The organism is Pontibacter sp. YIM B11418, assembly GCF_059278805.1.
Window position 1 is genome coordinate 80,968 of record NZ_JCAEMH010000007.1, and the last position, 12,279, is coordinate 93,246.

At 49.4% G+C, this 12,279-nt stretch carries 14 protein-coding genes; 8 read left to right on the forward strand and 6 right to left on the reverse strand.

Annotation, left to right across the window (positions count from 1 at the left end; all coding sequences use genetic code 11):
* Positions 1–190 precede the first annotated feature (190 nt).
* Positions 191–1,213, reverse strand: coding sequence for a YihY/virulence factor BrkB family protein (locus AC4QZR_RS17130; RefSeq protein ID WP_494482016.1), 1,023 nt, complete (start codon positions 1,211–1,213; stop codon positions 191–193).
* A 165-nt stretch (positions 1,214–1,378) separates the two neighbouring features.
* Between AC4QZR_RS17130 and gltX the strand changes: the two genes are divergently transcribed.
* The 5 genes from gltX to AC4QZR_RS17155 all read left to right on the forward strand — a co-directional run bounded on the left by gltX (position 1,379) and on the right by AC4QZR_RS17155 (position 4,820).
* Positions 1,379–2,920, forward strand: coding sequence for a glutamate--tRNA ligase (gene gltX, locus AC4QZR_RS17135; RefSeq protein ID WP_494482017.1), 1,542 nt, complete (start codon positions 1,379–1,381; stop codon positions 2,918–2,920).
* Positions 2,921–3,054: 134 nt separating this feature from the next.
* Positions 3,055–3,423 carry a hypothetical protein gene (locus AC4QZR_RS17140; protein WP_494482018.1) on the forward strand — a complete coding sequence of 123 codons (369 nt, stop codon included), beginning with the start codon at positions 3,055–3,057 and terminating at the stop codon, positions 3,421–3,423.
* A 44-nt stretch (positions 3,424–3,467) separates the two neighbouring features.
* Complete coding sequence (locus AC4QZR_RS17145; protein ID WP_494482019.1) at positions 3,468–4,235, forward strand: TIGR00266 family protein; 768 nt, start codon at positions 3,468–3,470, stop codon at positions 4,233–4,235.
* A 49-nt stretch (positions 4,236–4,284) separates the two neighbouring features.
* The gene (locus AC4QZR_RS17150; RefSeq protein ID WP_494482020.1) at positions 4,285–4,662 is read left to right on the forward strand and encodes a hypothetical protein; all 378 of its coding nucleotides are present in this window, start codon (positions 4,285–4,287) and stop codon (positions 4,660–4,662) included.
* Between the two features lie 20 nt (positions 4,663–4,682).
* Entirely contained in the window at positions 4,683–4,820 is a 138-nt protein-coding gene (locus AC4QZR_RS17155) for a hypothetical protein (protein ID WP_494482021.1), read from the forward strand.
* A gap of 233 nt (positions 4,821–5,053) precedes the next feature.
* On the opposite strand, the gene AC4QZR_RS17160 is transcribed toward AC4QZR_RS17155, so the two are convergent.
* From AC4QZR_RS17160 to lptB, 4 genes are all read right to left on the reverse strand, one after another.
* Positions 5,054–5,563, reverse strand: coding sequence for a hypothetical protein (locus AC4QZR_RS17160; RefSeq protein WP_494482022.1), 510 nt, complete (start codon positions 5,561–5,563; stop codon positions 5,054–5,056).
* A gap of 148 nt (positions 5,564–5,711) precedes the next feature.
* Entirely contained in the window at positions 5,712–7,229 is a 1,518-nt protein-coding gene (locus tag AC4QZR_RS17165) for a GH3 auxin-responsive promoter family protein (RefSeq protein WP_494482023.1), read from the reverse strand.
* 18 nt (positions 7,230–7,247) lie between these two features.
* Positions 7,248–7,553, reverse strand: coding sequence for a four helix bundle protein (locus tag AC4QZR_RS17170; protein WP_494482162.1), 306 nt, complete (start codon positions 7,551–7,553; stop codon positions 7,248–7,250).
* Positions 7,554–7,676: 123 nt separating this feature from the next.
* Positions 7,677–8,408 (reverse strand): LPS export ABC transporter ATP-binding protein, encoded by a 732-nt coding sequence (lptB, locus tag AC4QZR_RS17175; RefSeq protein WP_253401385.1) that lies wholly within the window; start codon positions 8,406–8,408, stop codon positions 7,677–7,679.
* A 200-nt stretch (positions 8,409–8,608) separates the two neighbouring features.
* Here lptB and AC4QZR_RS17180 point away from each other — a divergent pair, with 200 nt between their 5' ends.
* The 3 genes from AC4QZR_RS17180 to AC4QZR_RS17190 all read left to right on the forward strand — a co-directional run bounded on the left by AC4QZR_RS17180 (position 8,609) and on the right by AC4QZR_RS17190 (position 10,287).
* Positions 8,609–9,472, forward strand: coding sequence for a glycoside hydrolase family 25 protein (locus tag AC4QZR_RS17180; protein WP_494482024.1), 864 nt, complete (start codon positions 8,609–8,611; stop codon positions 9,470–9,472).
* Positions 9,473–9,559: 87 nt separating this feature from the next.
* Positions 9,560–9,844, forward strand: a complete 285-nt coding sequence (locus AC4QZR_RS17185; RefSeq protein WP_494482025.1) for a hypothetical protein — start codon at positions 9,560–9,562, stop codon at positions 9,842–9,844.
* A 47-nt stretch (positions 9,845–9,891) separates the two neighbouring features.
* Entirely contained in the window at positions 9,892–10,287 is a 396-nt protein-coding gene (locus AC4QZR_RS17190; RefSeq protein WP_494482026.1) for a hypothetical protein, read from the forward strand.
* 97 nt (positions 10,288–10,384) lie between these two features.
* On the opposite strand, the gene recJ is transcribed toward AC4QZR_RS17190, so the two are convergent.
* Positions 10,385–12,100, reverse strand: a complete 1,716-nt coding sequence (recJ, locus tag AC4QZR_RS17195) for a single-stranded-DNA-specific exonuclease RecJ (protein ID WP_494482027.1) — start codon at positions 12,098–12,100, stop codon at positions 10,385–10,387.
* Positions 12,101–12,279 lie beyond the last annotated feature (179 nt).

The following is a 12,279-nucleotide window of genomic DNA, read 5'->3' on the forward strand; positions in this document are numbered from 1 at the left end:
TTTACGTTTCTCTGGAATTCATTACAAATTGTTTATAATCAATGCCTTATTCTTATTTATTGACATATTCTGATGTATTCCAACAAAGAACACTGTGTTTATATATAATTTACCGAATATTTAGTGCAACTTATTACAGGCACCACTTTCGGTTAATACCTCACCCACAGCTTGTAAAGGACCTTTCCCCTCAAATCCCCTCCCCCGCTGACTTATCATGCTCATCGGACTTAGCGGCCTCCTTCGCTTCCTCTTCTCCATAAATATCTTTGGTGAACTTACCTGGCTCGGCGTTCACGGCCGTGTGGCCTACTTCTATTTCCTGTCGGATGAAGCGCACGGCATACTCAGCGGGGTAGATGTTGAAGCCATACTTGCGGGAGTAGACGAACGTGAACACGGCACCGAAAAAAATGATCTGGGAGGTATAGAACACCCACAACAAAATCACGATAACCGAACCGGCCGCCCCGTAGATGGAGGTGATGTTGCTGGTGCCCAGGTATAGCCCGATAATCTCACGGCCAATCGCAAAGAGCGCCGACGTCACGAGAGCGCCTACCCACACATCGCGCCACTTGATCTTGGCATCGGGCAGAAAACGGTAGATGCAGCCGAACATAAAAGTCATCAGCACAAAGCCCGACACCAGGTTAACGCCCCGCATAACATATACAATCCAGCCAGCCAGTCGGGCCGTCAGGAAATCGCCGATAGCGACCAGAATCGTGTTGGCCAGCAGCGACACGATCAGCAGAATGGCAATGGCCAGAATCATGGCGAAGGACAGGAAGCGGTCGAGGATCAGCTTGACGTAGCCACGTTTGGGGGCGGGCCGCACATACCATACTTCATTGAGCGAATCCTGCAGCGACACAAAAACACCCGTAGCCGCAATAAAAAGCGTGACAACAATGATGACGGTAGCGAGGTTAAAGGAGGTGATATCGTTGATGCTCTCCACCATGCGCTGCACCGCAAAAGCCGCCTCCGAGCCGATCGTTTCCCGGATCTGGTAGTATACCTCTCCTGACACCGCCTGTTCCCCAAAAAAATAGCCGGTGGCGTTGATGATGATCAGCAGAATAGGCGGCAGCGCGAAAATGGTATAATAGGCCAGCGCCGCCCCTTTTTGAAAGGAGTTGTTCTCGATGAACTCAAGGCCAGCCTCCTGGAGCAGGCACCATATCTTTTTCAGCGTCTTGCGGGGCATGGGGAGGTAAGGGATATTATTCTAAAACTGATACGCAGATGAAAGGTTATGTTTATACCTGCGCCTCGTACAGGTATAGTTTACAGCACGCAACCCTTACCGAAACGAAAATTTATTTTGTACCTTTGTGGCTTCATTTGCAATGCCATTTTGAAATAACCATACATGGAAAGAGAAGTTAGAGTACGCTTTGCCCCGAGCCCGACAGGGCCTCTCCATATCGGCGGTGTTCGCACAGCCCTTTACAACTTTTTGCTGGCCAAGAAAACAGGCGGCAAAATGATTTTGCGCATCGAGGACACAGACCAGAACCGCTTTGTGCCTGGCGCCGAAGATTACATCCGCGAATCGCTGGAGTGGTGCGGCATCGAACTGGACGAGAGCCCATGGGACGGTGGCCCCTACGCACCATACCGCCAGTCGGAGCGCAAGCCAATGTACATGCAGTACGCCATGCAACTGATCGAGAGCGGTCATGCTTACTACGCTTTCGATACGGCTGAGGAGCTGGACGAAATGCGCGAGCGCCTGAAAGCTGCTAAAGTAGCCACGCCGCAGTACAACGCCATCACCCGCATGACGATGAAAAACTCGCTCACGCTGCCGGAAGATGAAGTGAAGAAGCGTCTGGACTCTGGTGATCCGTACGTGATCCGCCTGAAAGTGCCGCGCAAGGAAGAGGTTCGTTTAAAGGACTTGATCCGTGGTTGGGTAATGGTGCACTCTTCTGCCATCGACGATAAAGTTTTGATGAAGTCAGACGGTATGCCGACTTACCACCTGGCAAACATCGTAGACGACCACCTGATGAAAATCACGCACGTGATCCGTGGGGAGGAGTGGTTGCCATCGGCGCCGCTGCACGTGTTGCTATACCGCTACCTGGGTTGGGAAGACACTATGCCGGAGTTTGCGCACTTGCCGCTTTTGCTTAAGCCAGACGGCAACGGCAAACTGAGCAAGCGCGACGGCGATAAGCTGGGCTTCCCGGTATTCCCGCTGCGTTGGGTAGATCCGTTTACAAGCGAAGTTTCCTCCGGCTACCGCGAGGCAGGCTACATTCCGGAGGCATTCATTAACTTCCTTGCCTTTTTGGGCTGGAACCCGGGCACGCAGCAGGAAATCTTCTCTATGGAGGAGCTGGCAAATGAATTCTCTATCGAGCGTATCGGCAAGTCTGGTACCCGATTTGACATACAGAAAGCACGTTGGTTCAACGAGCAGTATTTGCGCGCCAAGCCAGACGCTGAATTGGCAGGCTACCTGCTGAAAGCACTGGAAGAGCAAAATATTACGTGCTCGCCTGAGAAAGCCGAGAAAATTGCCGGCCTGATGAAGGAGCGTGTGAGCTTTCCGCAGGAGTTCTGGCGCGAGGCGGCTTACTTCTTTGTGGCTCCTACCGAGTACAGCGAGAAGGTAGCTTCCAAGAAGTGGAACAGTCAGGCAGTGGCCGTTTTCACCGACTTCCGCAACGAGCTCTCTTCTCTGAGTGACTTCAATGCTGACACAGTAAAAGATTTGCTGGTAAACATTCTGGAGCGCCACGGCATGAAAATCGGCATGGTGATGCAGGCACTTCGCCTAGCTGTAACCGGTGCCGAGGCTGGTCCTGACCTGATGCAGATCATCGAGGTGATAGGCCGCGAGGAGACCGCAAACCGCATAGACGCTGCTATTAGCGCACTAAGCCAGTACGCAACAGCATAGGCTATACCTTATACCTGACAAAGCGGCTACTCCGGAAACGGGGTAGCCGCTTTTTTATACCTGCCCGCTATACCTGTCTGAAACTATTTGGCCGTTTCGCCTTATACTTCAGTGAGAACAACAAGCACCAGACTATGACTAAGAATAAAAAAGAGAACAAAAGCTCCAAAAAGAAAACCCGTGTACACAAAGATCTTGAAGGCTTTGAAATTAAGGTAAACCAGCAGGGCGAAATCAAATCGAACTACTCCATTGACCAGATAAACGAGTTCCTGAACAAAAACGTGGAAGACAAAAAACTCGTGAAACGCGACGCCGCCGAGCGGGCCAAGAAAGAGGAAGAAGAGTTTCATATTGAGGAGGGCGAAGAGGTGGAAGAAACCGACGAGGATTTCGTGAAAGGTACCAGTTCTGTGTCGGATGACGAGGATGACAAGGACCTGCCGAAGGCCCGACGAAAAAAAGGCCACAGTGATGAGGACGAAGACGATGAAGAGGATTAGATAATTTACTATCTTGTCTGTCTGAACACTAAGTCCTAAAAACTATGAGAAACGCACACGAGATAGACTTCCGCATTTTCGGTAACGACATTCAAGTACTCGAAATAGAACTCGACCCTAACGAAACGGTGATTGCCGAAGCTGGCGCCATGGTTTACATGGAAGAGGGCATCGACTTCCAGACCAAAATGGGTGACGGCTCCAACCCCAGCCAGGGCTTTCTGGGCAAACTGGTTTCGATGGGCAGCCGCCTGATCACGGGCGAGTCGTTGTTTATGACGCACTTTACGCACCGTGGCCATGGCAAGAGCCGGGTCGCTTTCTCGGCCCCCTACCCTGGCACCATCTTACCCATCGACCTGCAGCAGCTCACCGGCAACACACTTATTGCGCAGCGCGACGCTTTTCTGGCGGCAGCATTGGGCACTAAACTGGCCATGCACTTCAATCAGAAACTAGGCTCCGGCCTGTTCGGAGGCGAGGGCTTTATCCTGCAGAAGCTCACCGGCGACGGACTGGCTTTTCTGCATGCGGGCGGCACTATTGTAGAGAAAGAACTCAATAACGAAACCCTGCGCGTGGACACAGGCTGTGTGGTAGCCTTTGAGCTAGGTATAGACTTTAGCATACAGCAGGCCGGCGGACTCAAATCCATGATCTTTGGCGGGGAAGGTATATTTCTAGCTACGCTGCGCGGTACCGGCAAGGTATGGCTGCAATCCATGCCAGTGAAGAAACTGATCCAGGCCCTGGTGCCACACGGTGAGAATGCGAAGAAGGAAGGCGGCTTTATGAGTAGCTTTTTGGAGTAATGCTGTCTAGTTTTCTGGTCAAAAAAATATCAACCTGAAGTAAGTACAGATGAAAGGATACGACCGATTGCGCTATTATGGAAGTGGCAAAGCACTACCCTATACCTACTTCATTGGATTGGCCGCATTTTGGTTCTTCGGAGATTTATTGGCCATACAGAACTTCAGTTTTGTTGCCTTTGGCATAATGGCCGCTCTTACTATTCAAGCCGTATGGCAGAATAAAGTAGCAGGAACCTGCTTGGGCGTGTTCACTACGGCCATTAGCTTCGTAGCTTTTTTGGCAGTTCTGTCAGAATTTAGCGATTTTGAAGTTGTTAATGGGAGTGCGATAGAGTTGATCGCTGTTGGCTCAATCCTTTCACTGGTCGGGCTCGCCATGGGGCTTGTGTTGACCATAACGAACATGCGAAAGCTGGCTATTTAAGTATAAAATAAACCTATACGATGACTTTAGAAATCAAGAATACCTGGAACGCTATCAACAGAGTGTTGACTATTATGAATCTATTTCTGTTCATGGTGCTGAATGGCCAGGGCTTTGATTACACTAAAGTGAAAGGCAAGACGGTACCTGTGTATTAGAATGTGGTTCTACTGTTGGTCTTGGGTTTTGCAGTATTTATAACTCTTTACGGCTTGTTTAGCTGATCGCTATACCTGCGGTAGGCTTCAAAAACAGAAATGCCCGGCAATTTATACCTGCCGGGCATTTTTTATGTTCTCCCCAATGCTGGTGAGAAATCAGAAAAATCGATTTGTTGCAGACCAACACAGATTTCTCGCTACCGCTCAAAATGACACGTTGAGCCGATGCTCTACTTCACTATCTCGATATACCTTGGCCCTTTTCCGTCCCACACCAATTCATTGTTATACCATACCCTGGTTACGGCAACAGACTGGTTACCTTTCCCCCACCTTTTTAAAGTACAGGATATCGTATCGGTATCTGTTTCATTGAGCTTGATGTACGTCTGGGTTCGCATATTCTCTTCATGGAGGTTAGGGAAAAGCCGCATTACATGTTGGGTACCCGCTTTAAAGACAACGAAATGCTTCGGATAATCTAAGCTACCATCCAGTGCGAGCTTTCTTTCTCCGTCGATTAAGTAATACAGCTCTATTTTTTCCTGTGAGAAGGCACTGGGCGTCGCGGGATCCAATAAATCTTTGCCAGCCGCATCTGTGAACCTCAACTCTATGGCCGTATCGACGATCACTTCTCCCTCCTCCTTTTCGCAGGATGAAAACGCCATACCCAGTGCGGCCAGCAACACCAGCTTTACTATCCCATACCGACCGGATGCTAGGCCTTTTGTCTTCATATTATTACAAATCAATTAGTTAGTCTATACATGAAATATCGAGAAAAAGCGGTGTAAGTGAAAATGGTATTATCCTTTAATTTGCATCAGCGATAAAAAAGCCCCTCCAGCTATACCTGCAGGGGCTTCAAATACTTCTCTCTAATTTTTAACTCTCCACTAAATTTAGGATTTCCTCCAGATACTCTCTGGAATTGCTCAGCCTCGGTACTTTGTGCTGACCGCCAAGCTTGCCTTTTTTGCTGAGCCAGTTCATGAAAGTACCTTTCGGGGCAGCGTGCACGATTGGTTCCTGCAGGGCTATGTCGTTCTGCCGCTTGGCGTCGTAGTCGGAGTTCACTTCGCGCAGAGTTTCATCGAGTACCTGGGTGAAACGGGGGAGACTATCAGGTTCTTTCTCAAACTCAATCAGCCATTCGTGCCCGCCACGCTTGCCGCTCTCCATATACACAGGTGCGGCCGTGAAGTTGGAGATGATCGCGCCAGTGACTTCACAGGCCTTAATAATAGCTGCTTCGGCATTCTCCACGATCACTTCTTCGCCAAAAGCGTTGATGAAGTGCTTCGTGCGACCGGATATCTTGATGCGGTATGGACTGAGGTTGGTGAAGCGCACCGTATCGCCAATTTTGTAGCGCCACAGGCCGGCGTTGGTCGAGATCACGATTGCGTAATTTTTACCCAATTCTACCTGATCCAGCGTGAGGGTTTCGGGTTTCTCCTCGTCAAACTGATCCATCGGGATGAACTCGTAATATACGCCGTAGTCCAGCATCAGGAGCATTTCGTCCTCAGTATCGCGCTGGTCCTGTATCCCAAAGAAGCCCTCCGAGGCATTGTATACCTCCAGGTAGCGCATCTTGTCGGAAGGGATGATATCCCTGAACAGCTGCCGGTAAGGCCCAAAGGCCACAGCCCCGTGCGTGAAGAGCTCCAGGTTCGGCCATACCTCCAGGATGTTCTTTTTGCCCGTCACTTCCAGAATGCGTTTCAGGAGAACATAAGTCCAGGTAGGCACGCCGCTCAGACTGGTCACGTTCTCGGGTACGGTCACCTCTACCATCTTCTCGATCTTCTCCTCCCATTTGTCCATAAGGGCTACTTTGAGCGGCGGTGTGCGCATGGCCTCCGCCCAGATAGGCAGGTTCTGCATGATTACTGCCGACACGTCGCCGCAGGAAGTCTTAGCGTTGAACTCATTGGGATGATGGCTGCCGCCAATGGACAGGCCCTTGCCTGTGAAAAGCTTGGTCTCAGGGTAGTTGTTAACGTAGAGAGAGAGCATGTCCTTGCCGCCCTTGTAGTGGCAGTCCTCCAGCGACTCCGGGCTGACAGGTATAAACTTGCTACGGGCATTGGTGGTACCCGACGACTTGGCAAACCACTCGATCTTGCTTGGCCACAGGATATTCTGCTCGCCCTTCATCACCCGCTCAATGTAAGGGTACAGGTCTTCGTAAGCAGCAATCGGCACCCGCTCCTGAAACGTCTTCACCGACTTCATATCGCCGAAGCCATACTTCTTGCCAAACTCCGTGTTCTTCGCCGTGCTGATCAGGTCCTGAAACAGCTCGTTCTGCACTTCATGCGGGTACTTCCGAAACAGATCAATGTCATGAATCCGCTTCTTCATCACCCACGTCACGATTGAGTTTATTATTTCCAAAGGTTGAAGGCTAAATTGTTAAATGGTTAAATTGTTGTTTGTCCATTTTATTAGGCTATTGACTGCTATTGGCAGCTTCTTCAACTCGCCTAATATGTATAGGTATTGCTCTTCTGTGATCAGTTTACGTACTCTTGCTTTCTCAGTCCAATTAAATGACTCGTACATAGAGCCCTGCGCATAGCGATAAAACTTTATTTTATCTTTCTTTCCATACCTCCCAAACCCTTCAGCAATATTTGCAGATATACTATCAGCAGCAGTCGTATACTGTTGACCTACAGTGTTTTGGGGAAATGGCTCCAGTTTATCACAAGATCCCAGATATGATTACTTAATGCGAAGCTGATCTTATAGGCTTCAATGTCGTTCAATTTAAGATATTTTTTCTCTTCCATTTATCTCTCCGAACAACAATTCAACCATTTAGCAATTAAACAATTTAACCTAAACCTTCCTCTTCAACTCGAAGTGCTTGCCCAGGTATACGCGGCGCACCTGTTCGTCGGCGGCGAGTTCCTCTGCGGTGCCAGACTTCAGGATTTTACCTTCGAAAAGCAGGTAGGCGCGGTCGGTGATGGAAAGGGTTTCGTTTACGTTGTGGTCGGTGATCAGGATGCCAATATTTTTGCTCTTGAGCTTGGCCACGATGCTCTGGATCTCTTCCACGGCAATCGGATCCACACCAGCGAAGGGCTCGTCGAGCAGCACGAATTTAGGATCAACTGCCAGGGCACGGGCAATCTCGGTACGGCGGCGCTCACCACCTGACAACACGATGCCTTTGTTCTTCCGCACATGCGTGAGCGAGAACTCTTCCAGCAGTTCCTCCACTTTTTCGAGTTGCTCTTTCTTGGAGCGGTTGGTCATCTCGAGCGGGGCCAGGATGTTTTCCTCTACCGTCAGCTGCCGGAATACCGAAGCCTCCTGCGCCAGGTAGCCTACGCCACGCTTGGCACGCTGGTACATGGGCAGGTCGGTTATGTCCTCTTTGTCGAGGAAAATACGGCCTTGGTTGGGCTTCACCAGTCCCACGATCATGTAAAACGAAGTGGTTTTACCGGCCCCGTTCGGCCCCAGCAGACCCACAATCTCGCCTTGGTTCACTTCCACGCTCACGTCGTTCACGACCATGCGCGACTTATATTTTTTATATAGATGTTCGGCTCTTAATATCATCGGGCTAATTTACGCATTCTAGTTCCGTCCTGCAATGCAGTAATCCTGCCAAGTTTTACACCTATACCTGGCAGGCATAACACCAGATATAGCTTCGTCTATATTCAGAAAATCTAATTTTAAAAATGAAATTATTCCGGGTACACTGTTGTTAGTGTCGCGTCTTCTTATTAGTTTGGAATTCCGATTAACCAGCCTTTATGATGTTTTCTTTACTTTACCTGGCCGTTCACAAGGTGGCTTACTCCGGCTTATTGCTTTCGTTCCTGTTTGCCGGGCTTTCTTCCGGAAATTCTGATAATGCAAAAAACAACGGCACGACTGCTAAAAGTACGGGCGCCACTACGAAGACAACTCTGATCACTTCATCGAGCCTGAAAGGTATAGACGTATCCAAATGGCAGAAAGAGGTGGATTGGGATCAGATACGGGACGCAGACGTGACGTTTGCGTTCGTAAAGGCAACGCAGGACGATTACAGACTGGACCCATACTTTGCCCGTAACTGGGCAGAAACAAAGCGCGTGGGCATCAAGCGGGGCGCTTATCATTTCTTTATACCTGCCGCCCCGGTGCAGGGCCAGATTGAGATGTTCATCAACACCGTGGAACTTCATGAAGGCGATCTGCCACCCGTGCTGGATGTGGAAGTGATCGAAAAGCACACCTCCCCTGCCGATATGCGGAAAAACATGCGCATCTGGCTGGAGGCCGTTACAGCGCACTATGGCGTGAAGCCCATCATCTACACTAACCAGAACTTCTACCGCCGCTGGCTGCAAGGGCACTTCAAGGACTATCATTTCTGGATTGCCCGTTACAATACCATCGAGCCCGACATTCACTACGAAGACAAATGGCTCTTTTGGCAATATACCGATACCGGCCGGTTGGCTGGCGTCAATGCCGCTATCGATCTTAACTACTTTGCCGGCGACCTCAACAGCCTGAACCTGATGTGTGTACCACCGAAGCTCATACCATACCCAGAGAAAATAATCCTGGCGGAACTAGAGCAATTGCCTGCCGTAAAGCTTTTGGCGAGCAACAGCGAACAGCCATAAGATATCCTAAACGAAATAAACGAAGCGAGCCCTGCAACTGTAGGGCTCGCTTCGTTTATTTTGCTCGTTATGCGTAATATTAGGTATATGAAAATGGGATTCGCTTCTGTATTGATCGGCCTGGCAGGACTCGTAGTGATCACTTATTTCTACTCTCAGCTAGAAGAAAGCTATGTGGACTTAGGTGATGTACAGCATACTGTATCAAGCTATCCTATGAGCCAACCTATACTGATCTCCCTGTTTACGCTGGAAGCGCTTGGTATCTTACTCGGCTATCTCGCTTTCAGGCACCGACATATAAAGCTTGGGCTATTAGGTATAGGATTGTGCGCGCTTTGTCTGATCCTGCTATATGGGTATGGTTTTTAGAGTTGGGCTAACCCTGTTTATACCTACGTTGAGTAAAAAGTAAAAGAATGAAAGTAAATGAATTACCCGTGGAAATCCTTCAGGTGAATTACCTTGATGAATATGAAGGTACAATCACCTTTAAAACCGAGCCAGGTAATACATATGAAGCTTTTTTTTGGGGCATTCCTTTTAAAGAAGGTGAAAAGAGAACAGTAGAACTCAATCACCTGAACTTACACTTTGACTGGGAAACGACCTTTAGCTTAAATTCCTCTAAAGAAAAGAGATTAGAAAAGCTTCGAGAGGATTGGGAGTATATTGGCTATGGACAGATTGAACAGATAAATCCAGTTATAGCATGCTTTGGGGATGTTTGGCTTGATTTAGGTAACTGGACGAGTGACGAGAGAGTAATTGGAGAATACATTTACTGGCGAATTGACCGATTAGAAGTTATTTGAAAAATTCCCTGCCTAACCAAGTATATAAGCAAAGTTCCAGGTGCGCCTTGCTCACCTCAATGTACGAGTAACGTTGGGATACAGTGCTCCCCTGTTACTACTTCAGCATCCGGATGTCCTTGATGCGCAGCTGTAGCGTTACGTTTCCCCTGTACTCGTTCTCTTCTATGGTATAGCACACATCAAACGGTATACCTTTGGAGATGTGCTTGAAAAAGTCGCTAAAGCCAAAACCGATAGCATCAATGTCATAAAACCCGTCCTGCGTCAGGCGTAGCTTCAGGTGACTGTCACCGACTACGCGCACAGAGCCCGTATCGTACACGCATTCCGAAACGAACACAGGCTTCATGTTGCCCGGCCCAAAAGGCTCCATCTGTTTTATAATCTTGTAGAAGTTCTGCGTGATCTGGTTGAGCCTGATCTTGGCGTCTACTTCTATCTGCGGGATTTTCTGATCCTCGGTAATGGTGCGGGCAACCACCTCTTCAAAGCGCTGCCTGAAAGCAGGTACGTTTTCTACAGGCAACGTAAGACCTGCCGCATACATATGGCCTCCGAACTGGTCGAGCAAGTCGGAGCAGCTCTCAATGGCGTCGTGCACGTTGAAGCCATGCACTGAGCGGGCCGAGCCAGAGGCCTTGCCGTTTGACTGCGTGAGAATGATCGTGGGGCGGTAGTAATGATCAATGCAGCGCGATGCCACAATGCCAATTACGCCTTTATGCCAGTTTTCTTTGAAGAGGACTGTTGAGTTGGCATTGCGCAGAAAGTCATCCTCGGCAATCATCTGCAGCGCCTCTTTGGTAATGTTGGAGTCTTTGTCGCGGCGCTCTTTGTTGGACTCATTGATGATATCAGCCATCTCAAAAGCCTCCACCTTCGTCTGGGCCAGTAGCATGCGCACAGAGCGCTTCGCATCGCCCATACGCCCTGCCGCGTTAATGCGTGGCGCAAAGCCGAACACCACGCTGGTAATGTCCATCTCGCCTGTTATACCTGCCAGTTCCTTCAGTGCTTCGAGCCCCGGACGCAACGGGCCTGGTCCGTTGATCTGCTGGAGACCATAATAAGCCAGGATGCGGTTCTCCCCTGTAATCGGCACGATGTCGGCGGCGATGCTCACCACCAGCAGGTCCAACAGCTTAAAAGTTTCTTCTTGCGGGATGCCCTGTTGAATACAAAAAGCCTGCGCCAGCTTAAAGCCCACGCCACAGCCCGAAAGCTCTTTATAAGGGTATAGGCAATCGATCTGCTTTGGATCGAGTACAGCCACTGCCTGCGGAATGTCCTCGTCGGGTAAGTGGTGGTCGCAGATGATGAAATCTATACCTAGTGATTTGGCATAAGCTACTTTATCGGCCGACTTAATGCCGCAGTCGAGACTGATGATGAGCGAAAAACCCTGCTCTTTGGCGTAGTCTATACCTTGCGTGGATACGCCATAGCCCTCCTTATATCTGTCCGGGATATAATACTCGAGTTGGTCGGGTTGGGTGAATGGTTGCAGGAAGCTATACATGAGCGCTACCGAGGTGGTGCCGTCTACGTCGTAGTCGCCGTATACCAGTATCTTCTCGGAGCCGTGCAGTGCTTCAGCCAGTCGGTCGACGGCGCGGTGCATGTCCTTCATCAGGAAAGGGTCGTGCAGGTGGTGCAGGCTGGGGCGGAAAAAGTCTTTAGCTTCCTCGAACGTGCAGATAGCGCGCTGGCACAGCACATCGGCTAGTGTAGTGCTGATCCGGAGCGATTCGGCCAGTTGATTGATTGCCTCTGGCGCTACGCTTTCGTTATATACCCACCTTTTCTCCATATGCTGCTTCACAAATAAACCCGAGTGCAAAGGTAGTCAATTTACGTAGGATTTGGGTTTGCTGCAGCCCATTACGCAGCACCTTTGCGCTATTTTTTGTAATTTGCAGCCATACAATTCACCAGATCATGAAACGCATTAAAGAAATTTATGAGCAGTATAAGAACTACTCGCTCGAC

Excerpts from the sequence above, each read along its gene's own strand:
- gltX (WP_494482017.1), top strand. The coding sequence starts at position 1,379 with ATGGAAAGAGAAGTTAGAGTACGCTTTGCCCCGAGCCCGACAGGGCCT.
- AC4QZR_RS17130 (WP_494482016.1), bottom strand. The coding sequence starts at position 1,213 with ATGCCCCGCAAGACGCTGAAAAAGATATGGTGCCTGCTCCAGGAGGCT.
- recJ (WP_494482027.1), bottom strand. The coding sequence starts at position 12,100 with ATGGAGAAAAGGTGGGTATATAACGAAAGCGTAGCGCCAGAGGCAATC.
- AC4QZR_RS17150 (WP_494482020.1), top strand. The coding sequence starts at position 4,285 with ATGAAAGGATACGACCGATTGCGCTATTATGGAAGTGGCAAAGCACTA.
- lptB (WP_253401385.1), bottom strand. The coding sequence starts at position 8,408 with ATGATATTAAGAGCCGAACATCTATATAAAAAATATAAGTCGCGCATG.
- AC4QZR_RS17140 (WP_494482018.1), top strand. The coding sequence starts at position 3,055 with ATGACTAAGAATAAAAAAGAGAACAAAAGCTCCAAAAAGAAAACCCGT.
- AC4QZR_RS17155 (WP_494482021.1), top strand. The coding sequence starts at position 4,683 with ATGACTTTAGAAATCAAGAATACCTGGAACGCTATCAACAGAGTGTTG.
- AC4QZR_RS17190 (WP_494482026.1), top strand. The coding sequence starts at position 9,892 with ATGAAAGTAAATGAATTACCCGTGGAAATCCTTCAGGTGAATTACCTT.
- AC4QZR_RS17185 (WP_494482025.1), top strand. The coding sequence starts at position 9,560 with ATGAAAATGGGATTCGCTTCTGTATTGATCGGCCTGGCAGGACTCGTA.
- AC4QZR_RS17160 (WP_494482022.1), bottom strand. The coding sequence starts at position 5,563 with ATGAAGACAAAAGGCCTAGCATCCGGTCGGTATGGGATAGTAAAGCTG.
- AC4QZR_RS17180 (WP_494482024.1), top strand. The coding sequence starts at position 8,609 with ATGATGTTTTCTTTACTTTACCTGGCCGTTCACAAGGTGGCTTACTCC.
- AC4QZR_RS17145 (WP_494482019.1), top strand. The coding sequence starts at position 3,468 with ATGAGAAACGCACACGAGATAGACTTCCGCATTTTCGGTAACGACATT.